We start from the raw sequence: 24,048 nt of genomic DNA on the forward strand, positions 1-24,048 counted from the left end.
TTGTTGCGGTGCTGAGCTTAGCGAAGCAGCCCGCAGCGGAGCGAGGAGCAGCTTCAATAGACAGCGCTCAACCCAAGGACGAGGCCCCGCGGCCGTGAGCGCACCAAAAGCCGCTATAAAACAATAAGTGAATAAAACTGAGGAAAAGAGGAGGCTACGAAGCAAAGACCTGCTTGCCATAAGTATAAACCTCAGCTACAACCAGATTTCTCCCGCTGGTCGAAATGACATGAAGTAAGTTTAAAAAAAAAGCAGCCAATCCATTGCTGAACCGGCTGCTTTCTTATCAATAAGTAAATTTTTATCTGGCTTCTTCCAGCGTAACCTTTGCCCATTTGCAGATGCCTCCGAGCGGCGGGTTATACTTGTACACGCTCACTTTAACCGACTGCACAAACGGAAACTGCTCATAGATGCGGTCGATGATGCGGTGCCCAAGGTGCTCCAGCAGGCGGGCCGGCGTTTTCATCTCCTCCACTACCAGCGCGTAAAGTGTTTCATAATTTACTGTCTCGTGCAGGTCGTCGGACTCGGCGGCGCGGCGCAGGTCGGCGTTAATGAACAGGTCGATACCATACTTGTTGCCGATCTTCTGCTCCTCGTCGTAGTAGCCGTGGAAGGCAAAAAACTCTAGGCCTTCCAGTGCAATCTGTCCCATAAAGCTTTCTTAGCTTATTTCATCGAAGAAAGAACCTGCCTTCTCTTTTTCACGGGCACGTGCCCAGTCGGCAAGGTTGCGTGACGGCTCGGTCAGTGGAGGCTGGATTTCCGGTTTGTCCGGCGTTACCGGCTGTATGTCCGGTATAGGCTTCTCGATCTCAGGTGCTGGTATCGTTCCGGGATAATCCGGTTGGACCGGCTCCACTTCAGGAGAAGGCACGTTCGGAACCGGTGTTACCGGGTTCGGTACTTCAGGCTGTGGCGGTGTTACCTCCGGTGCAGGGTCTCCGAAAGGATTCACGCTGTTGCTCACCACTATAGGTGCATTGGCTGCTGTAGTCTCAGCGAGCTGTATTGGTCTGGTTAGTGTGGTTGTGTTCATGTCTTTCAAGTTTTTCAGCAGGTCTGCGTCTTGCAGCTTTACTTCTCCTGCTCTTGAAAGGATACTGGATGTAATTGTCTTAGGTTTTGATTTGGTCTTTTCAACCTTATCCAAAGCATCGTTGGCCAGGTTCTTCAAGTCGCGTACCAGGCTGTCGAGGTAGCTTTCCATGCGCTGGTAATCCTGCTCCAGGGCTTTCACTTCCTGCTGCATTTCTGCCACAATTTTCTCCGACTTACGGGCAGCATCCTCCAGCACGCTTCTGGCCTGGTTGCGGGCATGGTTCAGCAGCTCTTCGGCTTTCAGCTGCGCCTCACGCTCTTTCAGCTCTGCAGATTTGGTTGCCTGCTCCAGAATGCTGTTACCAGTGTCTTCGGCAGTTTTAAGGGTTTTGTATAACGAAGATTCCACCTCACGCAGCTTCTGGGTTTCACGATGAGATGCCTCCAGCTTCAGGCGCAGGTCCTTGTTCTCATCCAGCAGTTTTTCCCACTGTTGCGAGAGCGTCAGCAAAAATGCGTTCACCTCATCCTTGTCCAATCCTCTGAAAGCCTTCTCAAACGTTTTCTGCCTAATGTCTAACGGTGTAATCTTCATAACTTTAACCTAAATTTATATCCCAAACCGAAATGGTGCGGTCATCACTACACGAAACTAACTGATTATGATGAGCCGACCAAAATAATTTATTGACCGATGTGCCGTGGCTGGCATTGCGTACTTTATCAATTACTTTCAGCAACCGGAACGTCTGCGCATCCCATACTTTGATGGATTTATCCATGCTGCAGGTAGCAAAATGGCGGCCGTCGGGGCTGTACGTAATATGGTTGATCGTGTACATGTGCGCGATAACATAGCCCTGCTCTTTGTACTTCTCCTGCACATTCCAGACACGCAGATGCGCATCGCGCCCTCCCGATAACAGCAACTTACCATCAGGGGAGTAAGCTACCGTAAACACCGAGTTGGTATGCGACTCCAGTTCATACTTCAGCTCCAGGGTGGCAGCATCAAAAACCCGTACTTTGTTATCGCTGTAGCCTACGGCCAGCTCGTCAGTGTACGGGTTCAGCGCCAGGCAACGGGCACTCTGGTCTGATTTCCGGATAAGTGTCTGCAACTCGAACGTTTCAGAAGACAGCACCGCAATGGCTCCGTTCCCCATAGCAACGAACACTTTGCCTTTTTCGGGTGCAACGGCTATATCAAAAATTGCCACCTTCGGCAACGGCACCGATTTGAGTATTTTTTTATCCTGAAGATCAATTACCTGCACGCCTTCTGTATTTTGCCCGATCAGGAGCAGGTTGCGCTCCGGCAAAGCGCATAACGCGTAAACGGATGTTGTTACCCGTGCCACCAGTTGCCCGTTCTCCGGCTGCTGCAGGTCCCAGGATACAACCATGCCATCGCCTCCTGCCGAGTAGAAGACCGCCGGATCGGCTGACGGAACCAGCGTATAGACGCAATCGTTGTGGCCGGTAAGTGTAGCTATTTTTTGTACTTCTATCTTATGTGCCGTCATGGCAAATCCTTTCTTCTCTAAATTTGACTAAATTTACAACAAATGTAGGGAATGCCTTGGTTACCCTCTGAATATTGCACCACGAACCTATGCCCCTGTTCCAGACACGACAACTTGATGAACACACCCTGCTGGGACTCTGGACGTTGACAGAACAGGCAGAGGAGCTCCTGCACGCCTTGCCTCCGCACTTGGATGCAAGCGAGTTTATACATGCTGCCCACCCCAAGCGCCAGCAGGAATGGCTGGCCAGCCGCGTACTGCTATACGACCTCCTTCGCCATTTTACAGACAAGCCCCTGGCCCTGCACCGCAATGCTACCGGCAAGCCTTTTTTCCCGGAAGCCGGACTTCATGTATCCATCACGCACTCGCCTGAAATGGCTGCCGTTATACTTTCCAGCAAGTATGAAGTTGGCATAGATATTGAACTGATAAGCCCGAAAGCGTTGCGTGTGGCAGGTAAGTTTTTGTCGGAGCAGGAGCGGGGTTTTACCGCCGGAGATGAACAGCAGACCTGCCTGTACTGGAGCGCCAAGGAAACGTTGTACAAACTATACAGTAAGAAGCGGTTGCTGTTTAAAGAAAACTTAAAGCTGGAGCCAGCCGCCACTTGCACGAATCTGCTGCAAGGCCTTGTGCAAACCGATAATTTTTCTAAATTGTACCATGTATACTTTGAAACAATAGAAAATCACGTATTAACGTACAGTATTGACAATATTATTGACTAGAACTTATACTTAATTACCTTTTATATGAGAAGATACTTGGCCCTGCTCGCCGTAACTCTGCTGGTTTCGATCAGTATTTTTGCACAATCCGGCGGGTATCAGTTGGGTGATAAGGTTGCCGACTTCACCCTTAAGGATGGCAACAACAATTCGGTGTCGCTGAGCGATATGGCTAAGAGCAAGACGGTTGTCATTGTGTTTACAAACAACCTTTGCCCCTACGCTAAATTGTACGAAAACAGACTGGTAACGCTTGCCAGCACCTACTCCAATCAGGGGGTGCAGTTCCTGTTCATCAACCCGAGCGTGGGTACTGGCGAAGGCAGCGAGCCTTTGGCCAACCTAGCCGCCAAGAACTACGGATTCCCTTACCTGGCTGACGAAGAGCAGAAGGTAAGCCAATCGTTTGGCGCTACCAAAACACCTGAAGTTTTCGTGCTGCACAACACGAGCGGTGGGTTCGTGCTGAAGTATAAAGGGGCGATAGATGACAACCCGCAGGTTGAATCGGGTGTGAAAAGTAATTTCCTTAAAACTGCCATTGACCAGGTACTGGCTAACAAAGCGGTCTCTGTTTCGGGCAAGCGCGCCACCGGCTGTATGATCAAAAAGTACTAAAACGCTATACTTAGCGCTATAAAGAAGAGGGCCGTTTCAGCTAACTGAAACGGCCCTCTTCTTTTATACTTTGTCTGGTAAACTATAAAGTAGGGTCATCGTCTGAAATGGCAGTCAGCAGTTTGGTTACCTCTGTCGCTTTTTCCAGGTCATCCATTTTCTCAAAAGAAAAGGCCAGGTTGCGCAAGGCCCGCTTCACAATGTCCAGGTTAGAGCAGGGCTCATAGAAGATATCTACCGGGTTCAGGTTCAGCTGCAGAATGTAATTATCAATATCGGCCTTCGACAGCACCAGCCCTTTGTTGTATACATTGATGTAAAACTGCACGCCATCCATTTTATAGGTAAGTATAAACAGGTTGGGCAGGTTCACCCCATATACCGGCATGTCCAGTTTCTGGGCGATGGTCATGTAGATAACGCAAAGGGTAAGCGGATTGCCCCGTTTGGTTTCCAAGGCCAGGTGCAGCATGGAGTTAGCCGGCGAATGGAAATTTTTGGTATTGGCCGAGAACCGCTTTTCACGGAACAGGACATTATTCAGCGCCTTTACCTGGTCAAACGGGTGCATGTTCTCCTTCATGTGTGTCCAGGCGTCGAAGTACAGTTGCTCAACGGCCTTCGTGATGTTGGCCAAATCCACATCCGGGTACATAAAAGAGTTTACCAGCCACATTCCCTCGATAAGGTCTTTTGCCCCGTTCTCTTTCCACTCCTTCAACCTGCCCATCAGCCCGCCAAACTGCAGGTCATGGATCAGGTCCTCGATTCGTTTCTGTAGGTCGGTATCCAGCGTTTCTTCCCACTCCTCTTCCAGAAACGGTATTATACTCTCTCCCATCGACACGATCTTCTGCTCCACATGCGAGGCCACTTCATGGTCCTGGTCATCCAGCAGCGAGATCATCGCCTTTATTTCTTTCTTCGTCAAGCTAATGAATAATTAGTAATGAATAATGATTAATGCAAAATCAAACGATTAATAATGATCAATTAACAATTAGTTCTACTTCTAATCCTTCCGGAAGATTTCAGAATAGAGAAAAGTATCTTACTAATTTCAACATAAGCAGCATGAGTAGCTTCAAAAGTTGTGTTATCGATGTAGGCCGTTGCGTGCAATAATCTAAGCCAGTAGCTTGTTTCCTGTGCTTCTTTGTAGGCTATACTTAGTTTTGCTGAGAAATCTGCTGTTGATATACCTGCAATTGCTTCTTCTACGTTAGCTCCGATAGAGGTGCCGCTACGCAAAAGTTGTTTTGAAAGCACAAATTCACGTTTCTCCTCAGCTAGCTTCTGACATAACAACACAATTTGTACTGCAAAATCAAACGACTTGTTCTGGATTACATTCTCTCTTTTCTCCATTACCTATGATTTGAATTTCTATTAATCCAGATCATACTTCAGAAGTTCAGACTTTATCCAAAATTATTCATTCATCATTATTAATTATACATCATTCCTCTCACGTTTGGATCACACCCACGTTGTACGGTTTCTCGATCGGGGCATGATTGGCCGCTTCGATGCCCATAGAGATCACTTTACGGGTTTCCAGCGGATCGATGATGCCGTCTACCCACAAACGGGCTGCCGCATAGTAAGGCGATAGTTCTTCGTTATACTTGTCGGTGATGCGCTGCAGCAACTCCTGCTCAGCCTCTGGTGTAATTTCTTCGCCTTTCGATTTCAGCGCCGACACCTGTATCTGCAAAAGCGTTTTGGCAGCCGAAGCACCGCTCATTACGGCCAGTTGTGCCGTTGGCCAGGCATAGATCAGGCGTGGGTCGTAGGCTTTGCCACACATTGCGTAGTTACCGGCACCGTAGCTGTTGCCCATAAGTATGGTAAACTTCGGAACCACAGAGTTGGCCATGGCATTCACCATTTTAGCCCCATCTTTGATGATGCCGCCGTGTTCGGCCTTGCTGCCCACCATAAACCCTGACACATCCTGCAAAAACACCAGCGGAATTTTCTTCTGGTTGCAGTTCATGATAAAACGGGCCGCCTTGTCAGCTGAGTCGGAGTAGATAACGCCGCCCATCTGCATTTCGCCTTTCTTGCTCTTCACGATCTTGCGCTGGTTAGCCACAATACCCACTGCCCAACCATCAATACGAGCCAGGCCACAGATCAGGGTCTGTCCGTAATGTTCTTTGTACGGCTCAAATTCGGAATTATCCACCAAACGCAGGATGATGTCCATCATGTCGTATGGTTTTACGCGATCGGCAGGCATCAAACCATAGATCTCATTCTGGTGCAACTTCGGTGCGGCAGGCTCGGTGCGGCTGAAGCCGGCCTTGCTGAAATCGCCCATCTTATCAAAGATGTTGCGGATATGATCGAGGCACTCTTTATCGTCTTTGCACTTATAATCGGTAACGCCGGAAATCTCGCTGTGCGTTGTGGCTCCTCCCAGTGTTTCGTTGTCTATACTTTCGCCGATGGCTGCTTTTACAAGGTAAGAACCGGCCAAAAAGATGGAGCCCGTACCCTCTACGATCAGGGCCTCGTCGCTCATGATGGGAAGGTAAGCACCACCCGCCACGCAGCTCCCCATAATGGCTGCAATCTGCACAATACCCATCGAGCTCATTACGGCATTGTTGCGGAACATGCGCCCGAAGTGCTCTTTGTCCGGGAAGATCTCGTTCTGCATCGGAAGGAACACGCCGGCGCTATCCACCAGGTATACGATTGGCAACCTATTCTCTATAGCGATTTCCTGGGCGCGCAGGTTTTTCTTGGCTGTGATCGGGAACCAGGCACCGGCCTTAACCGTGGCATCGTTGGCTACCACCACGCACTGGCGGCCTTTGATGTAGCCAATGCCCGTTACCACACCGCCGCTTGGGCAGCCGCCTACGTCCTGGTACATGCCTTCTCCGGCAAAGGCTCCTACTTCCAGAAACTCGCTGCCCTCATCGAGCAGGTACTGAATGCGCTCGCGCGCCGTCATCTTGCCTCTTTCGTGCTCTTTCTGGATGCGTTTTTCGCCTCCGCCCAGGTATACTTTCTTTAGTTTGTTTTTCAGCTGGAAACTCAGCTGCTTAAGTGCGTCCTCGTTTTTGTTGAATTCGATGTCCATTAGGGTTGTGTGGGTGTATGGGGGAAAGAGATTCAATAAAAAATCCGCCCAAAAAGCGGATTTCACAAATATACAATTTTACAATGTTAATTTACTGACTCTTTATAGTATCCGGTTTGGTCGTTTTAACGGTATCCGGTGCTGGCCTGCGGAACTCATCCGGGTGTTCATCCTGCATGTCTTTTACCTCATCCAACGTTATCACACGGCCTGTGGCATCTACTTTATACTTGTCGCGGCGCCCGATAAGGGAGAACTGCACGTAGCGTTTCGGGTAAGCCTGTATGTCGCGCAACAGCAAGTTGAGTGCCTCTGTAGAGCGGTTCAGGTTGGTGTACAGCGCCTCATCGTTCATCAGTTTGCCCATAGAGCCCTGGTTGGAGTTCAGCTTGGCAACAGCCGTTTCCAGTTCTGTTACGGCACTGTTGGCGTTGTTTACCAGCTTGTTTATCTCGGTCTGTTTCAGGGTATCGGTTATTTCGGCCATGTTCAGGGCCAGGCGATCGATGTGGCGCTGGGTTTTCTGCAGCGATGAGGTAAGGCGGCTCAGGTTGCTCGTAATGTCGTTGATGTTACGCTGGTTTGCCACCAAGATAGCATTCAGGTTTTTGGTAGTCGCTTCAGAGTTGGCCAGTATCTGCTTCACACTATTTCTTGCCTCTGTGTCCATCAGCATCCGGTTTACCCGGGCCAGGGCTGTATCTACCTTATCGATAACCGGCACCGATTTGGAAGAAAGCATTTCTGTTATACTTACTTCCTTGTAAGCGATCAGTTCTTCTCCGCCTTTATACTTTTTGGAGCTGTTGCCCAGGTGTAACGTAATGGCTTTGCTGCCCAGCAGGTCAGCATTGCCCAGGCTGGCGATGGTAGAGTCTCCTATCTGCAGGTCCTTGCGCACCTCCAGTTCTACTTGTATCTGATTAGCCCGGTCGGTGAGCAGCTCCAGGTTCTGTACATTACCTACCTGCACCCCATTCAGGAATACCGGATTCGACACAGCAAGGCCATCTACATCATCGTACACCACATAATATGTATTGGCTTTGGAGAATACCGATGACCCTTTCAGGAAAGTGATACCGACATAGAGTAAAACAATAGCAACTATACCAAGTAGTGCTACTTTAATTTCTTTGGATATTTTCACGTAAAAGCGTTTGGCTTTGCATTAATTCATGGCTTCAAGCTCTTGCTTATACTCCTTGAAAGCCCTGTATATACCTGATGCCATATACGATTGACCGGCTTTATCGTTAAGAAATTTTTCTTCGGTGGGGTTGGTAAGAAAACCTGCCTCAATCAACACGCTGGGCATGTACGATTTCCAGAGCACCAGAAACCCTGCTTGCTTTACGCCGCGGCTCGAGCGGCCTACTTTGTGCTTGAACTGGTGTTCTACCTTTTGTGCAAAACGAAGGCTGTTGTCGATGTAAGCGCTTTGGTGCAGGGCGAACATGATGTGGCTCTGCGGAGAGTTCGGATCGAAGCCGCCATACTTCTCTTTGTAATCGTCTTCCTGCAGGATAACGGAGTTCTCGCGCTTGGCTACGGCCAGGTTGCCGTTTGTAGTATGAAGCCCCATCGTATAGGTCTCAGTTCCGTAAGCAGAAGAAGGTCCGGAGTTCAGGTGAATGGAGATAAAAAGGTCAGCATTGTTTTTGTTCGCAACACCGGCACGATCGATCAGTTCCACGAAGGTGTCGGTTTTGCGGGTATACACCACTTTTACGTCGGGGAGATTCTGCTGGATCAAGGCGCCAACCTGCAGGGCAAGCTTCAGGGCGACATCTGCCTCATGAGAAGATTTGCCATTGCAGCCAACATCTTTTCCGCCATGGCCGGCATCTATCACCACCGTGCGTATCTTATAGTCTTTACGGTACTCAAGCTTGCTGGAAGAGCACAACAATAATACAAAAGCCAGAAACGTAACAGTAACAATATTTCTCACAACGTTCGTTAGTTAAAAGTTAAAAACAATAACTTTGTACAAAAGTATATAAAACTTTAGGGAAGTCTGAAGAAGTTACACCACAATTTGTTTTTTTTGCTGCTGCTGCAGCTCACGATACTTTCCTCCTTGCCGGCTAAAGGGCAAAGGGTTCCACGCACTGTTGCCTCTCCAAAAGATACCGTCACCATTACCCAGGATACGACGGTAGCACTTGCCGCCCCGAAAGGCGATATCGAGACGACTATCAAATATTCTGCCAGAGACTCCATCCAGTTTGAGGTTGACCGCAAGGTGGTGCACCTCTACGGCGACGCCAAGATCAACTATGGCACCATGTCGCTTGCCGCAGCCTACATCTCGATCGACTACGACAAGAACATGCTTACAGCTACCACCCTTCCGGATTCTACCGGCAAAGAGGTTGGTGTTCCGGTATTTGCGGATGGTGGCGAGACCTATGCTGCCAAAAAGATCGCCTATAACTATAAAACTAAAAAAGGACGTATCAGTGAAGTAGTAACGCAGCAGGGCGAAGGATATATACATTCAGAAGTTGTAAAAAAGAACGAGGAAAACGAAATCTTCGGCCTCCACAACAAGTACACGACCTGTAACCTGGAGCACCCGCACTTTTACATCAACGCGACGCGTATAAAGGCAATCCCTAACGACAAAGTCATGTCCGGGCCATTCAACCTGGTTATTGCAGATATCCCAACACCTTTAGGGTTCCTGTTCGGCCTCTTCCCTACGCCTAAAAACAACAAACGCGCATCGGGTGTCATCATTCCCCAGTTCGGCGAATCTAGGCTGCGTGGCTTCTCGCTGACCGGCGGCGGCTACTACCTGGCTTTGAACGACTACATCGGCACTCGTATTACCGGCGACATTTACTCACTGGGCGGGTATAAAGTGAACATCGACAATACTTACGTGAAGCGTTATTCTTACCAGGGCACGTTCGGTTTCAGCTACGATTACTTTAAAAATGACGAGGCAGATATTGCAGAGCAGTCCAGGTCAACAGACCAGAGAACGCAGTTACCTCCCTCTACCCGCTCGTTCTGGATCAACTGGTCGCACTCTCCTGTGCAGAAACCGGGCAGAGGACGTTTCAACGCAAGCGTAAATGCCGGTAGCAGCCTGTACCAGCGTTTGTCTTATACCAGCCAGTCGAACTACCTGGCGCCAAACTTTAACTCCAGCGTATCTTACCAGAAGAATTTCCAGAATACGCCCTTCAGCTTCGATATCAGGGTAAACCAGAGCCAGCAGAACGGGGCAGCAATGATGCGGCAGCAGCAGCAGGACTCTACGAAATCGGCCAAGAATGTCGGAGTAATGAACTTTGTACTGCCAGACCTGAACTTTGCCATGACCCAGATCGGCATTTATGAAACCCTTACCGGCAGAGTACCAACAGGCCAGTGGTACGAGAACTTCACTTTCGGATATAGCGTGAATGCACGTAATGAGGTAAGCAACCGCTTTCAGGCGCAACAGCTGAGTGGTGTTCGTCCGGAGTTTTTAGCAGGCGGAACAACCCAGGATACAGTCATTGCCTTAAACCCGGCTAACGCGAGTGAAATCTGGGAAAACGGCCAGCGCAGCGCCGTACATAACTTTCAGATCGGCCTGGGCAACTACAAGGTTATGCGCTATTTCAACCTGACGCCAACTGTGTCTTACGGGGAGACGTGGCTGGACAAAAAATTCTCGTATCGCTTTGATGAGGAATCGAAGAAAGTGGTAGTAGACACTGCTAACTTTGGTCGCGTATACGAATACAGTGCCGGCGCCTCCCTTAACACAACGGTATATGGTACCGCTTATGTAAAGGGCAAACGCGTGGAAGCCATTCGCCACATTATCCGCCCAAGTATAGCTTACCGCTACAGACCTGACTTCGGCAACGAGGACCAGTTTGGTTTTTACCAGACGGTGCAGGTAGATACCAGTGACACAGGCGCGCCTGTCTACCGCACTTTGCCACGTTTTGCCAGGGGCGTACCTTCGCCGGGTTTACAGAGCGGTTTGTCCTTCAGCCTGGACAACAACCTGGAGATGAAGGTTAAAAGCAAGAATGATACTACCGGAACTGGCAAGAACTTCGAAAAGGTCAGCCTGATCGACAACCTGCGCTTAAGCACCTTCTACAACTTTGCAGCCGACTCGTTCAACCTCAGCCCGGTGACCCTGAGCATGAACACGCGGGTACTCAAAACATTCAACATCAACTTCAACTCTACCTTTGATCCTTATCAAACTGTGGTAGATGCCGAAGGCCGCTCCCGTCGCATAAACAAGTATATGTTGTCAGGCTCCGGATTCAGGCCGGCAAGGCTCACGCAGGCAAACTTCGGCCTGACGGCCAGCCTTAACCCGGAAGCAAGACGCACACCGGCGGCAACGCCTAATAACCTACCAAGCCTGCAGCCCGAGCTGGACCCGCTGGTGCCGAACTATGTAGACTTCAACATTCCGTGGACCATGAACCTTGACTACACGGTTTACTATACAGCTGCCACCACTGCTACTGACCGGAGCAATCTGATTCAGACAGTAGGATTTGACGGGTCTGTGAACGTTACAGAAAAATGGAAGGTCGGCTACTTTGCTACCTACAACATTTCCGATAACAACCTGGCCAATGCCCGACTGGACATTTACCGCGACCTGCATTGCTGGGAAATGAGCATCAGCTGGATTCCGTTCGGCTTTCAGCGTGGCTATAACTTCACGATCAATGCGCGGTCTTCGTTGTTACGCGACCTGCGCCTGACCCGAAACAGAACAGGTCTGAACTACCGCTAACCCCGGCAGCCTCACAGACATGGCTGTTATTGTTTTTGATTTTTATACTTTTGAGTTCCGTTAACAACCCCATACTATGTCAGTACAGAAGCGCGACGTTAAAGTAGTAACCACGCACCAGCTCCATAATATGAAAGAGCGCGGAGAAAAAATCTCCATGCTCACTGCCTACGACTACTCCATGGCTACCATCCTGGATGCTGCCGGTGTAGATGTGCTGCTGGTAGGCGACTCTGCCTCTAATGTAATGGCCGGTCACGAAACAACCCTTCCTATTACGCTGGACCAGATGATCTACCATGCTTCTTCGGTGGTAAGAGGCACAAAGCGTGCGTTTGTGGTGGTGGATATGCCTTTTGGCTCTTACCAGGGTAATTCTTCAGAGGCCCTGCGCTCCGCTATCCGCATCATGAAGGAATCCGGTGCCCATGGCGTAAAGCTGGAAGGCGGCGCTGAGATCAAAGACTCCATTGTTCGCATCCTGAGCGCTGGCGTACCGGTTATGGGCCACCTGGGCCTGACGCCGCAGTCCATCTATAAATTCGGCACCTACACTGTACGGGCAAAAGAAGAGGCTGAAGCGCAGAAATTGATAGAAGATGCCCAATTGCTACAGGAGCTTGGTTGCTTTGCGATCGTGCTGGAGAAGATCCCTTCAGAGCTTGCCAAAAAGGTAGCTGAATCGCTGAATATTCCGATTATTGGTATCGGTGCCGGACCGCACGTAGATGGCCAGGTACTGGTGGTGCACGACATGCTGGGCATCAACAAAGAATTCAAACCACGCTTTCTCCGCCGCTACGCCGACCTGCACGCCATCATGACAGAAGCCGTGCAGCACTACGTGCAGGACGTAAAAAGCAAAGACTTCCCGAACGAATCAGAAGCGTATTAAATTAATTACGAATTACAAATTAGTAATTACGAATGGGGGGTGCTGCTTCAGTTACGTGCCGCTCTCTTTTTGTAATTCATAATTCGTAATTCATAATTCGTAATTCAAATGTTAGATGTTCTTTTTGAAGACAACCATTTGCTGGTGGTAAACAAGCCTGCCGGCATGCTGGTGCATGGCGATGAGACCGGTGACCAGCCCCTGGCAGAAGTGGCCAAAGAGTACATCAAGCAGAAGTATAACAAACCGGGCAATGTATTTATTGGGGTAGTGCACCGTCTCGACCGGCCGGTAAGCGGCGTGGTGGTATTGGCTAAAACCTCCAAAGCACTCACCCGCCTGAACGAGCTTTTCCGGAGCAAAAAAACACAGAAGACCTACTGGGCCGTTGTACTTCAGCGCCCACCGCGCGAGAACGACACGCTTGTGCACTGGCTTGTAAAAGACACTTCCAAAAACATAACAAAAGCTTACGGCAAACCTAACGAGAACGGCCTTCGCTCTGAACTCAACTATAAATTGCTCAGCCAGCAACAGCACAGGTACCTCCTGGAAGTAAACCCTATTACCGGACGTCCGCACCAGATCCGGGTGCAGCTGGCCTCCATGCGCTGCCCCATTGCCGGCGACCTGAAGTATGGTGCCCCGGAACCACTGCACGATAAAAGTATAGCCCTGCACGCCCGTAAGCTGCAGTTCGAGCACCCGACATTAAAAGAGATGATCACAGTAAGTGCTCCCCTACCTGCAACACCCGTATGGGCTCCTTTTAGAAGTATAAAGTAGCGTTCATGCTTAGGTGGCACCTTTATAGAAAGATGATTTTTATCACTTTCTGAACTTTTATACTTGTGGCTCTATTTCATATTAATAGGCGAGTTGTAATTTTGCAGATAGAAGTGGCATAGTTATAGCACGTTGCTTTCTCCCAAACAAAACCCATACTTTATCATTTAAGAAATTTAATGGCAATTCTCATTTTCTTTTTGGTACACTGGTACCTTTCTCTTTTCGTTCAGACATTCTTCCTGCACCGGTATGCGGCGCACAAGATGTTCACGATGAACCCATTCTGGGAGAAGGCATTTTACCTGCTGACGTACATTGCGCAGGGATCCTCGTTCCTTTCGCCGCGTGCTTATGCAATTTTGCACCGCATGCACCACGCTTTTTCCGACACAGAGCGCGACCCGCACTCGCCACACTTCTCTAACAACGCTTTCACGATGATGTGGAAGACCAAGGAGATCTACAACAACGTGCTGAACAACAGAGTTGAGACAGAACGTCGCTTTGATGGCAACTATCCGGTGTGGAACTTCATTGAAAAAGTAGGCGATTCATACTTCTCCAGAATTGGTTGGGGTGTAGCGTACGTGTTGTTCTACATCGCCTTTGCCACGCAGTGGTGGATGTTCCTGCTGCTGCCGATCCACTTCCTGATGGGTCCGGTGCACGGCGCTATCGTAAACTGGAGCGGCCATAAGTATGGCTACCAGAACTTCGACAACAACGACAAATCCAGAAACTCGCTTTTCTTCGACTTCCTGACCGGCGGAGAACTGTTCCAGAACAACCACCACAAGCTGCCTAACCGCGTTAACTTTGGTGTAAAATGGTGGGAGTTTGACCCAACCTGGCCTGTTATCTGGACGCTGGACAAGCTGAGCATCATCAAGCTGAAACCAGTAAAAGTAAAGACAGCAAAAGCGACAGCCAACGCTTAAGTATACAGAAGCCCTCCCGAAACGGAGGGCTTTTTTCGTACTATAAAATAGTTGTATAAGCTCCAATTAAGCCCTCGCTCGCCTCTGGCGAGTGTGAGCTATGGAGTGGCGTCCCGCCACGTTGCACCACAAGTATAAAAGTGTAGGCAGAAGTATAAAGTATAAATCTCAGCGGCCAGAGGCCAAGGGATAGCGCACACTTGCCAAAGGCGAGCGAGGGCATTACTGTTTACGCAAGACTGAACTGATTATGAGTATAATAGGGCAAGACAGCTGTGCCGGCACGCCCTCACCCTACTGTTTAATTCACAACCAAACTACTCCTTCCCTCCCCCTACCATAGGCAACAAGGTGTTGAGCCATCAACTGTGCTGCTTTAAATGCCTGCATGCTCTTTGCAACCAGTTACAAATCTGCAGCTTACCAACTATAACTTCAAAAGAATTGGCTGTTAACTATAGTTTGAAATTACCGAAACTATACCTACCTTTGCGGTTCTAAAAAATGCCGGACGGGATCCGGCGACTTAACTATTTAATAAAAAATGGCAGTTAAAATCAGACTGGCCCGCAGAGGCCGCAAAAAAGCCGCTATCTACGATATCGTAGTAGCTGACGCTCGTGCACCACGTGATGGTAAATTCATCGAGAAATTGGGTACTTACAACCCTAACACAAACCCTGCTTCTATCGACTTCAGCGAAGAGAAGGCATTCCAGTGGTTGATGAACGGAGCGCAACCAACTGATACTGTAAAAGCAATGCTTTCTTACAGAGGTATCCTTTACAAAAAACACCTGCAAATTGGTGTAAACAAAGGTGCTATCTCTCAGGAAACTGCTGATGCACGTTTCGAAGAGTGGAAGAACGCAAAAGAAGCTAAGATCGAGAACAAGCGTCAGACACTTGGTTCTGCTAAAGAAGAGAAGCGTAAAGCTGCTCTAGAAGCTGAAACTAAAGTAAAAGAAGCTCGTGCTGAGGCACTTCGTCAGCGTGAAGCTGAGAAGGCTGCTGCGAACGCTCCTGCTGCTGAGGCTACTGAAGCTCCGGCTGAAGGCGAAGCAACTGAGTCTACTGAAGAACAAGCATAAACCACTGCGCCATGAATATTGATGACTGTTTCCTGTTAGGCTATATCGTCAAGACGCATGGCACCAGAGGTCAGGTAGTCGCATTCTTTGATGTGGATCACCCTGAAGATTATGATGATCTGGAATCAGTCTTCCTTGAACAAGGAGGAAGACTGATTCCTTTTTTTATTGATGTAATGGAGCCGCAGCAGAAAGGCCGATTCATCATCCAGTTCGAGGACATCAACACCATGGAACAGGCTGAGAAACTGCGTAATGCCGCGTTATACTTACCCCTGAACGAGTTGCCCGAACTGGAGGAAGGACAATTTTACTTCCACGACGTGATCGGCTACAAAGTAGTGGACCAGAACCACGGCGAACTGGGCACCGTGAAAGACTTTTACGACATGCCGCAACAGCAACTAATGGCCATGGATTACATGAACCAGGAAATGCTGATACCGGTAATGGACGAAACCATGCTTCGTGCTGACCACGAGGCAAAAGTACTGCACGTACACCTGCCTGAAGGCCTGTTGGAAGTATACACCCAGCCCGGCACTCCGGACGAAGCGGACGACGAAGACCAGGAGGAGACGGAGGAAAACAATGCGCATTGATATTATTTCGTGTCAACCAGAGTTATTAACCAGCCCTTTCAGCCACTCTATACTTAAGAGGGCACAGCAAAAGAATCTTGTTGAAGTGCATGTGCACGATCTGCGCCAGTTTGCCATAAACAAGCACGGACAGATCGATGATTATGCTTTTGGCGGTGGAGCCGGCATGGTCATGATGATTGAGCCCATTGACAAGTGCATCTCCGGCCTGAAAGCCGAGCGTGATTACGACGCCATCATCTACATGACGCCCGACGGCAAGACGCTTAACCAGAACATGGTGAACCAGTTTTCGCTGTTGCGGAACATCATTATACTTTGCGGGCACTACAAAGGGGTGGACGAACGTGTGCGGCAGCATTTCATTACCCATGAGATCAGCATAGGCGACTATGTGCTGTCGGGAGGCGAACTGGGTGCAGCTGTGCTGGCCGATGCCATCATCCGCATCATACCCGGTGTGCTGAACGACGAATCATCTGCCCTGACAGATTCTTTTCAGGATGGCCTGCTGGCGCCGCCGGTGTACACACGGCCAGCGGAGTACAAAGGCATGCAGGTACCAGAGATCCTGCTCTCCGGCGATAACCCGAAAATTGAGCAGTGGCGCTTTGAACAGGCGGTAGCCCGCACCAAACAACGACGCCCGGATCTGCTGGGCGAACAGTAAATACCTTTGCAACACCTATCAGCGAATTAAAAGAGGAGATCAGACGATATTACCTCCTGATAGGTTGCAACACATAAATATTTTTTTCTGCAAATCTTCTTATGTAATAAATAATTACATATCTTTGCAGTCCGAATTTTGAAGAAGATACTTTAGCTTTAAGAACATAGTCATGAGCGAACTATTAAAATTTATTGAGCAGGAATCAACAGACAAGCGCGCCTCTTTCCCTTCTTTCCAGGCTGGCGATACTATAAACATTCACGTTAAAATCCGTGAGGGTAACAAAGAGCGTATCCAGCAGTTTCAGGGCGTTGTGATTCAGCGTAAAAACATCAACACAAACGGTGAAACATTCACTGTAAGAAAAGTATCTAACCAAATCGGATTAGAGCGTATTTTCCCACTTCTTTCGCCAAGCATCGAGAAGATCGAGCTGGTAAGAAGAGGTAAAGTAAGAAGAGCTAGACTATTCTATCTGAGAGGCCTGTCAGGTAAAGCTTCCAGAATCAAGGAAAGAAGATAAGGATACCTGTTTTCATAAGTTTTCCATAGTTTTAGTAAGGAGGAGCCGTATACCAACGGCTCCTCTTTTTTTGCCTGTACCTGCCGCAACCGGTGCAGTAACATTAGGAGGTAAAGGCAGGAGGATTATATTTGCAGGAGAACCTTTTAGTCTTTTCAGCTACTTTACATGACATACTATAGGAACCTTCTCCTGGGCCTGCTGGTGCTGCTACTGGCCAGCTGCAAAACCGATTATGCTAACCTGCCTACCTATACCCCTACCAAGCAGCTACAGGCTGTGATAGAGGTGCCTGCCGGCACAAACCGCGTGCTGCAGTACAACCCCGAGACGAAAGAGTTTATACCTGCTAAAGAGGCCGGCAAAGACCGTGTGATCGGATTTCTGCCTTACCCCGGCAACTATGGCTTTATACCTTCTACAGAAGTAAACCGTCAGGGCGAAGCATTGGACATACTGATAATAGCAGAAAGTGTGGCCACCGGCACTGTGATGGAGGTAATACCCGTTGGCGTATTGCAGGTAGAAGTGGCCGGAGAGTTAAAGCCGGTGGTGGTGGCTGTACCTTCCCGTCCAAGCGAGCAGCTGATCTCGGCCACAGATTATGCCAGCCTGAGCAGGCAATACCCTGCCGTAAAAGACATCCTGCACAAGTGGTTTGCCAACCACAGCCCAACTACCAATACCAAAGTTGCCGGCTGGCGCGACGATCGTTTCGCTGAAGAGATGATCCAGCGGTGGATGAAACTTTGAGCTACACGTTAGACTTTAGATAGTAGATTTTAGACTAAACAGAAAAGCCGCGCTGTAGCGCGGCTTTTCTGTTTAGTCTTTTTAAGTCTTACATCTTATTTCATATCCTTGAGCTTGTCCTTAACCTCTTCCACAGCTTTTTCCATTTTACGCACCTGTTCGCGGCTGGCCGCCTGCTGCTTTTCGTTCAGTTCCACTTCGCGCTCCAGTTGTTTCAGGTCTTCTGCATTTCGTACCAGTTCGGCTTCCAGGTCCTTTCTGCGCTTTTTGTTTTTCTCGATGCTCAGCTGCAGGTCATTGGCCTGCTTTACCACCCGGTCCTGCTCCGATTTGGTTGAACGCAGCACATCTTCGGCCTGGTTTATCTGCCGCAGTACATCCTCGCGGTAAAGCTTGCGGGCAAACTCTCTCATAAAATCTTCTGCAGCCGCATACTCTTTGGGTGTAGCGTCCTTGTCTACATAGGCTACTCCCATGTCCAGCGACCACCATACATAGCTGCCCAGCCCGTTGCTGCCTACCTGCGACACCACACGCATGGGTTCTTTCGAGATGTCTTTTATCTCGGCACCCTCCACGGTATACACGCCTTTTGAAGACTTTATCTTGCCTGCCTTGTCTGACAGATGTTCCTTCCAGAGTTTCTCTACCAGCTTTTGATCGAGTTGCACCGTCAGTTGCTGCCCGCGCCGCGTAACCCCGTTAACGGATTGCTCCTGCTCCTCCAGCTTTACTGATTGGGCCTGCGCCACACCTGCTGTTAGTAAAAATAATCCGAGTAAAATTCCTTTCATACACATCCTCAGCCTGTTATTAAAGTATAAATATTAATGTCGTGCTACGAAAATAAGCAAACTATAGAAAAAACCAGATATAGTGGTTTTATTAATTTAAGGCTGTATTGATTTGCCTTTCGGGTTGGCATCGCTAACTTTGTAAGCTTATAGCCGTTGCGTCCTTTTTTACATGCATTCGAACATTTAGCTACCTGTAGTTGTTGGAAAAACTATGAAAGTAACCGTTTGCCGGAAAGAGCACTTTAATGCTGCGCACAGGCTACACAATGCTGCCTGGAGTGACGAACAGAACGCAGCCGTGTTTGGCAAATGCAGTAACCCCCACTACCACGGCCACAACTATGAGCTTATTGTGAAACTGACCGGCTCTGTTGACCCGGAAACAGGCTACGTGTACGACATGAAGCAACTAAGCAACATCGTGCAGCAGGAGATAGTGGAGCGGTTTGACCACAAGAACCTGAACCTTGATACAGAAGAGTTCAGAAACCAGAACCCGACAGCAGAGAATATTGCCGTGGCGATCTGGGGGATATTGCGGGAAAAGATCAGCAGGGACTATGAATTAGCTGTCACACTTTATGAAACTGAACGAAACTTTGTTGAATATAATGGATAACCAGCACCTGGAGCGTGAAGAGGAGGCGATGGATGACCACATCATGAGCTCGCTGGAAACACCCCTGCGACCGGACGCATTTGCCCTTTCCGATGATGAGAAGATCGCCATCATTGCCGGGCACTTCCGTGAAATTATGCACACCTTAGGCCTGGACCTGACAGACGACAGCCTGAAAGGTACCCCGATGCGTGTTGCTAAAATGTACGTAAAAGAGATTTTCCACGGACTGCACCCCGATAACAAGCCAGTTGTACGCCGCTTCGAAAACAAGTATAAGTATAAGCAGATGCTGGTAGAGCGCGACATTACCGTGTACTCTTCCTGCGAACACCATTTTGTACCTATTATTGGCAAAGCACATGTGGCGTATATGCCAAACGAGCACGTGATCGGCCTCTCGAAACTGAACCGGATTGTGCAGTACTATGCCCGCCGCCCACAGGTACAGGAGCGCATGACCATGCAGATCGCCAATGAGCTGAAGGAAGCCCTTAACACAGAACACGTGGCCGTGCTGATAGAGGCAGACCACCTGTGCGTGATGAGTCGCGGCGTAAACGATGTAGGCAGCAGCACCATCACAGCGGAGTACTCCGGCCTGTTTGAGCAGGACCAGTACCGCAACGAGTTTCTGAGCCACATTCGCAAGCAGTAAGCCCGCCTGCTATACCATGTAACCTGCTCCACCGGCTTATTAAGCTGCTATAGAAAACAGAACACAGCCTAAACCTCGTATAGGGATAAGCTAACACGCCTCTTCTATGGAAAAAGAAAATTATGCCAGGTAAAATACTTATTACAGGAGGAACAGGCCTGATAGGCACCCGCCTGTCCGAGATGCTGATCGATCAGGGTTACGAAGTGGCTCACCTGAGCAGAGATCCTGATAAGTTCTCACGCTACAAGACCTTCCGCTGGGATGTCAAGCACCCGCACATCGACGACGATGCTATCTTCTACCCCGATTACATCATCAACCTGGCAGGTGCCAGTGTAGCCTCAGATAAATGGACGGATGAGCGTAAGAAGGAAATTCTGAATAGCCGCGTAGACAGCATCAACCTGCTCTACAGCTGCCTCCAGAAAGCAAACCATCATGTAAAGGCTTTCATTTCTGCTTCTGCCATCGGTATCTATGGCGACTCCGGTGACCGGGTAGTATCGGAAGAGAGCACGTACGGCGATGACTTTCTTGCCAATGTAAGCAAAGCCTGGGAGGCCGCTGCCTGGCAGGTAAAAGACCTGGGCCTGCGCACGGTTATACTCCGGTTAGGCATTGTGCTCAGCGATAAAGGAGGCGCCCTGCCGCAGATTGCGCGCCCCGTGAAAATGATGGCCGGTGCACCGCTCGGATCCGGCAAGCAATACATGTCCTGGATACATATCGACGATGCCTGCCGCTTGTTTATAAGAGCAATAGAGGATACCCAGTTTGAAGGCGTTTACAATGCCGTAGCACCGCACCCGGTAACCAACAAAGAGTTTACCGAAGAACTGGCAGAAGTGATGCACAAACCCCTGGTGCTGCCAAAAGTGCCGGCCTTTGCTATCAACCTGATGATGGGTGAGATGAGTGAAGTAGTGTTAGCAAGCCAGAGGGTGAGCGCCAACAAAGTACTGCAGACCGGCTTCACATTCGAGTACAATTACTTAGAGGAAGCGCTTGACTCTTTTTACGAGAAGGAGTATTAAGAAAAGTGTAGCTTTAGTAAGCTTTCGCGACAGAGAACGTTAACCTCCCAGTACTTTTCGTTCAATCTTTAAGCTTCATCAAATGGCGCTAGTTTTACACATAACTATAGCATTGCTTTGCTTTTATCTCTACAGCTATACTTTCCGCAGCAGGTTCGATCGCCTGATGGGTGAGCCTAGAAAAGCCTCTGATTGGGTATGGACATATTGTAAAGGACTGGGTTTGATCGTGATTTTCCATACATCTGCGCAGAACTTATACTTATGGCTTTGCTACCGACACATGAATGGACGAATAACCGGTCCGTTATACTACTGCCACACTTCGCCGGTTTATTAGCGGACAGAAGAATAAGCCGCCTGGTCAGAACAGTGTTTTCTTCATAACCCGGCAACACATCACTCGGAGCATGTAAGTATAAAAACAGAGAGGCCAGCTATACTTTAGCTGGCCTCTCTGTTTTTATACTTGTGTTTGCTTTAATTCAGGATCGAGTCGATGTTCATCAGTTCCAGTTGCTCGTCCAGCGCGGTAGAGTCTACCTCCGCTCGTTTAGGCCACGGGGTAGTACAGTTGTACTCTTTTCTGATCTTGACCGTAGGCCCCGGGAAACGGCCCATGGTGTAGCCCAGCTCTTTATCCTTATAGATACGCTCCATGTAGAGGCCGAACACCGGCAGCGCTGTTTTAGAGCCCTCTCCCATCGATGAAGTACGGAAGTGAATGCTGCGGTCTTCGCCGCCTACCCACACACCGGTCACCAGGTCTTTGGTTACGCCCATAAACCAGCCGTCGGAGTGGTTGGAGGTGGTACCTGTTTTGCCACCGATCTCGTTTCCTTTCCAAAGATCATACTCCCACAGCGCCTGCGACGTACCGCCCGGCTCCTCAATACCGCCTTTCAGCATGTGCATCATCAGGAAGGCCGTTTCCTCGCTCAGCACTTTCTTCTGCTTTGGAGTAAACTGATGGATCAGGTTGCCGTTCCTATCTTCGATGCGCGTAATGAACATCGGATCGGTATAGAAGCCGTGGTTCGGGAACGTACTGTAGGCGCCTACCATATCAAAAATGGTTACATCGCTCGGCCCAAGGCCGATAGAAGGCACCGACTGCAACGGCGTTTTGATGCCCAGGCGTTTGGCATACTTCACGACCGTTTCCCAGCCAATCTGCTCTGTCAGTTTTGCCGTTACAGAGTTAACCGATTTCCCCATACCGCGGCGCAACGTCATCGGAGCACCCGTGTACTGCCAGTCGGCATTGGTAGGCGACCAGCTCTTCTTCTCACCCTTCTCTACATAGTTGATGGTGATGCGCTGGTCTACAATTTTATCGCAGGGCGAGTAGCCGTTGTCGATAGCAGCCACATACACAAAAGGCTTGAACGTAGAACCCGGCTGGCGGCGTGCCTGTTTCACGTGGTCGTACTTAAAGTACTTGAAGTTGATACCGCCCACCCATGCTTTGATATGGCCTGTAAACGGATCCATGGTCATCATACCGCCGTGCAGGAAGCGCTTGTAATAACGCAGCGAGTCCATCGGCGACATGGTTACTTTCTTCTCCAGCGAGTCGTTATCCCAGGTAAAGACCTTCATCTCGCGTGGCCTATTCAGCTCTCTGTTGATAGCAGCCTGATCGTTACCAAAGCGCTTCTTCAGGCGCTGGTAGTAATCGGTACGCTTGATCGTTTCTTCAATAAAGCCCGGTATCTCTTTGTTGCTCTCGTCTACCCAAGGGTTCTTGCCCTGCCAGTGGCTGTTGAAGCGGCGCTGCAGCGTACGCATGTGCTTCTCCATGGCCTCTTCGGCATGCGCCTGCATACGGGAGTCGATGGTGGTGTATACTTTCAAGCCATCGCGGTACAGGTCGTAGCCGTTCTCTTTGCACCACTCTTTCAGGTAATCGGCAACGGCACCTCGGAAGTAGGTCGCCGGACCGTCGTAGTGGCTTTCAACGCTGTACTGCAACACGAGCGGAAGCTTGCTCAGCGAATCGGCCTGAGCCTGCGGCAGATAGTTATACTTAGCCATCTGTGCCAGCACGGTATTGCGACGGCGGGTAGCATTTTCAGGATTGAACTTCGGGCTGTAGTAGGTCGGAGCTTTCAGCAGGCCAACAAGTATGGCAGCCTGTTCTGTTTTCAGTTTCTCGGGAGAGGTATTGAAAAACGTTTTGGCAGCCACCTTGATACCGAACGAGTTACTGCCAAAGTCCACGGTGTTCAGGTACATGGCCAGGATCTCTTCCTTGGTGTAGCGCTGCTCCAGTTTGATGGCGGTCAGCCACTCCTTGGTTTTAGCGATGATCACGTTCAGGCCCGGTATGTGGCCCAGTGCTCCTTTGGAATCGTCGGTACGGGTCTTGTACAGGTTTTTGGCGAGCTGCTGCGTAATGGTACTACCACCACGGCCCTGCCCGCGCAGGTTGTCGTAGAAGGCGGCAAAAATAGCGGCCGGATCGATGCCGGAGTGCTCGTAGAAGCGGATGTCTTCGGTAGCAACCAGTGCCTTTATCAGCATCGGCGACATCTCTTTGTAGCCTACCGGTGAGCGGTTCTCCTTGAAGTACTTTCCGATCAGTTTGCCATCGGCAGTGTATAGTTCAGATGCCTGATCGCTTCGCGGATTTTCCAACTTATCCAGGCTTGGCGAAGAGCCGAACAGGTAAAAGAGGTTGTACTCTACGCTTACCAGGTATCCAACTACTGCGATAAACCCGAAAAAGAACGTTTTCCAGGTAAGCCCTACAATTCTCCGGTAGATGGATGTATGTGATTTTTGTTTTTCCTCTTGCTCTTTAAGCATGGTGTTCTCTTACAGGGGAAGTATTTTTCCCTTTCACACTTCTTTCAAATCTACCGCAAATATACTTTTTGTA

25 protein-coding genes are annotated in these 24,048 nt (G+C 49.4%); 15 read left to right on the forward strand and 10 right to left on the reverse strand.

Features of this window, described 5'->3' with window-relative positions; translation table 11 throughout:
• Positions 1-301: 301 nt before the first annotated feature.
• The 3 genes from folB to MJ611_RS01750 are packed head-to-tail and all read right to left on the reverse strand — an operon-like array spanning position 302 to position 2,570.
• Positions 302-658 (reverse strand): dihydroneopterin aldolase, encoded by a 357-nt coding sequence (folB, locus tag MJ611_RS01735; protein ID WP_250427641.1) that lies wholly within the window; start codon positions 656-658, stop codon positions 302-304.
• A gap of 9 nt (positions 659-667) precedes the next feature.
• A complete protein-coding gene (locus tag MJ611_RS20515) occupies positions 668-1,639 on the reverse strand; it encodes a DivIVA domain-containing protein (RefSeq protein ID WP_262921574.1) in 972 nt (323 codons plus the stop codon).
• Positions 1,640-1,643: 4 nt separating this feature from the next.
• Positions 1,644-2,570, reverse strand: coding sequence for a WD40 repeat domain-containing protein (locus MJ611_RS01750; protein ID WP_250427642.1), 927 nt, complete (start codon positions 2,568-2,570; stop codon positions 1,644-1,646).
• A gap of 74 nt (positions 2,571-2,644) precedes the next feature.
• Between MJ611_RS01750 and MJ611_RS01755 the strand changes: the two genes are divergently transcribed.
• Both MJ611_RS01755 and MJ611_RS01760 read left to right on the forward strand, forming a co-directional pair.
• The gene (locus MJ611_RS01755; RefSeq protein WP_250427643.1) at positions 2,645-3,304 is read left to right on the forward strand and encodes a 4'-phosphopantetheinyl transferase family protein; all 660 of its coding nucleotides are present in this window, start codon (positions 2,645-2,647) and stop codon (positions 3,302-3,304) included.
• Positions 3,305-3,328: 24 nt separating this feature from the next.
• A complete protein-coding gene (locus tag MJ611_RS01760; protein ID WP_250427644.1) occupies positions 3,329-3,922 on the forward strand; it encodes a thioredoxin family protein in 594 nt (197 codons plus the stop codon).
• 82 nt (positions 3,923-4,004) lie between these two features.
• Here MJ611_RS01760 and MJ611_RS01765 read toward each other — a convergent pair whose 3' ends face one another.
• The 5 genes from MJ611_RS01765 to MJ611_RS01785 all read right to left on the reverse strand — a co-directional run bounded on the left by MJ611_RS01765 (position 4,005) and on the right by MJ611_RS01785 (position 8,973).
• A complete protein-coding gene (locus MJ611_RS01765; protein WP_250427645.1) occupies positions 4,005-4,853 on the reverse strand; it encodes a transglutaminase-like domain-containing protein in 849 nt (282 codons plus the stop codon).
• A gap of 62 nt (positions 4,854-4,915) precedes the next feature.
• The gene (locus MJ611_RS01770) at positions 4,916-5,290 is read right to left on the reverse strand and encodes a four helix bundle protein (protein ID WP_250427646.1); all 375 of its coding nucleotides are present in this window, start codon (positions 5,288-5,290) and stop codon (positions 4,916-4,918) included.
• A 100-nt stretch (positions 5,291-5,390) separates the two neighbouring features.
• Entirely contained in the window at positions 5,391-7,019 is a 1,629-nt protein-coding gene (locus MJ611_RS01775; protein WP_250427647.1) for an acyl-CoA carboxylase subunit beta, read from the reverse strand.
• Positions 7,020-7,110: 91 nt separating this feature from the next.
• Positions 7,111-8,169: an MlaD family protein gene (locus tag MJ611_RS01780; RefSeq protein ID WP_250427648.1), complete on the reverse strand. Its 1,059-nt coding sequence runs from the start codon at positions 8,167-8,169 to the stop codon at positions 7,111-7,113.
• Between the two features lie 21 nt (positions 8,170-8,190).
• Complete coding sequence (locus MJ611_RS01785) at positions 8,191-8,973, reverse strand: N-acetylmuramoyl-L-alanine amidase family protein (protein WP_250427649.1); 783 nt, start codon at positions 8,971-8,973, stop codon at positions 8,191-8,193.
• Between the two features lie 96 nt (positions 8,974-9,069).
• On the opposite strand from MJ611_RS01785, the gene MJ611_RS01790 reads away from it, so the two are divergent.
• The 9 genes from MJ611_RS01790 to MJ611_RS01830 all read left to right on the forward strand — a co-directional run bounded on the left by MJ611_RS01790 (position 9,070) and on the right by MJ611_RS01830 (position 18,053).
• Positions 9,070-11,790, forward strand: coding sequence for a putative LPS assembly protein LptD (locus MJ611_RS01790; RefSeq protein WP_250427650.1), 2,721 nt, complete (start codon positions 9,070-9,072; stop codon positions 11,788-11,790).
• A 76-nt stretch (positions 11,791-11,866) separates the two neighbouring features.
• A complete protein-coding gene (gene panB / locus MJ611_RS01795; protein WP_250427651.1) occupies positions 11,867-12,685 on the forward strand; it encodes a 3-methyl-2-oxobutanoate hydroxymethyltransferase in 819 nt (272 codons plus the stop codon).
• A 108-nt stretch (positions 12,686-12,793) separates the two neighbouring features.
• Positions 12,794-13,471 carry an RluA family pseudouridine synthase gene (locus tag MJ611_RS01800; RefSeq protein ID WP_250427653.1) on the forward strand — a complete coding sequence of 226 codons (678 nt, stop codon included), beginning with the start codon at positions 12,794-12,796 and terminating at the stop codon, positions 13,469-13,471.
• 179 nt (positions 13,472-13,650) lie between these two features.
• The gene (locus MJ611_RS01805; protein ID WP_250427654.1) at positions 13,651-14,412 is read left to right on the forward strand and encodes an acyl-CoA desaturase; all 762 of its coding nucleotides are present in this window, start codon (positions 13,651-13,653) and stop codon (positions 14,410-14,412) included.
• A gap of 544 nt (positions 14,413-14,956) precedes the next feature.
• The gene (locus tag MJ611_RS01810; RefSeq protein ID WP_250427656.1) at positions 14,957-15,502 is read left to right on the forward strand and encodes a 30S ribosomal protein S16; all 546 of its coding nucleotides are present in this window, start codon (positions 14,957-14,959) and stop codon (positions 15,500-15,502) included.
• 11 nt (positions 15,503-15,513) lie between these two features.
• A complete protein-coding gene (gene rimM, locus MJ611_RS01815; RefSeq protein ID WP_250427658.1) occupies positions 15,514-16,104 on the forward strand; it encodes a ribosome maturation factor RimM in 591 nt (196 codons plus the stop codon).
• Positions 16,094-16,774, forward strand: a complete 681-nt coding sequence (gene trmD, locus MJ611_RS01820) for a tRNA (guanosine(37)-N1)-methyltransferase TrmD (protein ID WP_250427659.1) — start codon at positions 16,094-16,096, stop codon at positions 16,772-16,774. The genes rimM and trmD overlap by 11 nt, the downstream gene beginning before the upstream one ends.
• A 172-nt stretch (positions 16,775-16,946) precedes the next feature.
• On the forward strand, positions 16,947-17,300 hold the full coding sequence (gene rplS / locus MJ611_RS01825; RefSeq protein WP_250427661.1) for a 50S ribosomal protein L19: 354 nt from the start codon (positions 16,947-16,949) through the stop codon (positions 17,298-17,300).
• A gap of 168 nt (positions 17,301-17,468) precedes the next feature.
• On the forward strand, positions 17,469-18,053 hold the full coding sequence (locus MJ611_RS01830; protein ID WP_250427663.1) for an inorganic diphosphatase: 585 nt from the start codon (positions 17,469-17,471) through the stop codon (positions 18,051-18,053).
• Positions 18,054-18,148: 95 nt separating this feature from the next.
• Here the strand turns inward: MJ611_RS01830 and MJ611_RS01835 are convergent, their stop codons facing one another.
• Positions 18,149-18,847 (reverse strand): coiled-coil domain-containing protein, encoded by a 699-nt coding sequence (locus MJ611_RS01835; RefSeq protein ID WP_250427664.1) that lies wholly within the window; start codon positions 18,845-18,847, stop codon positions 18,149-18,151.
• Between the two features lie 214 nt (positions 18,848-19,061).
• On the opposite strand from MJ611_RS01835, the gene MJ611_RS01840 reads away from it, so the two are divergent.
• The 4 genes from MJ611_RS01840 to MJ611_RS01855 all read left to right on the forward strand — a co-directional run bounded on the left by MJ611_RS01840 (position 19,062) and on the right by MJ611_RS01855 (position 21,504).
• A complete protein-coding gene (locus MJ611_RS01840; RefSeq protein ID WP_250427665.1) occupies positions 19,062-19,469 on the forward strand; it encodes a 6-pyruvoyl trahydropterin synthase family protein in 408 nt (135 codons plus the stop codon).
• Positions 19,462-20,127 (forward strand): GTP cyclohydrolase I FolE, encoded by a 666-nt coding sequence (folE, locus tag MJ611_RS01845; protein WP_377496543.1) that lies wholly within the window; start codon positions 19,462-19,464, stop codon positions 20,125-20,127. The genes MJ611_RS01840 and folE overlap by 8 nt, the downstream gene beginning before the upstream one ends.
• A gap of 122 nt (positions 20,128-20,249) precedes the next feature.
• A complete protein-coding gene (locus tag MJ611_RS01850; protein ID WP_250427667.1) occupies positions 20,250-21,164 on the forward strand; it encodes a TIGR01777 family oxidoreductase in 915 nt (304 codons plus the stop codon).
• Between the two features lie 82 nt (positions 21,165-21,246).
• Positions 21,247-21,504, forward strand: a complete 258-nt coding sequence (locus MJ611_RS01855; RefSeq protein WP_250427668.1) for a hypothetical protein — start codon at positions 21,247-21,249, stop codon at positions 21,502-21,504.
• A 140-nt stretch (positions 21,505-21,644) separates the two neighbouring features.
• Here the strand turns inward: MJ611_RS01855 and MJ611_RS01860 are convergent, their stop codons facing one another.
• A complete protein-coding gene (locus MJ611_RS01860) occupies positions 21,645-23,975 on the reverse strand; it encodes a penicillin-binding protein 1A (protein WP_250427669.1) in 2,331 nt (776 codons plus the stop codon).
• Positions 23,976-24,048: the final 73 nt, after the last annotated feature.

Origin of the sequence: Pontibacter ruber (assembly GCF_023630205.1) — a bacterium.
GTDB classification, from domain to species: Bacteria; Bacteroidota; Bacteroidia; order Cytophagales; family Hymenobacteraceae; genus Pontibacter; species Pontibacter ruber.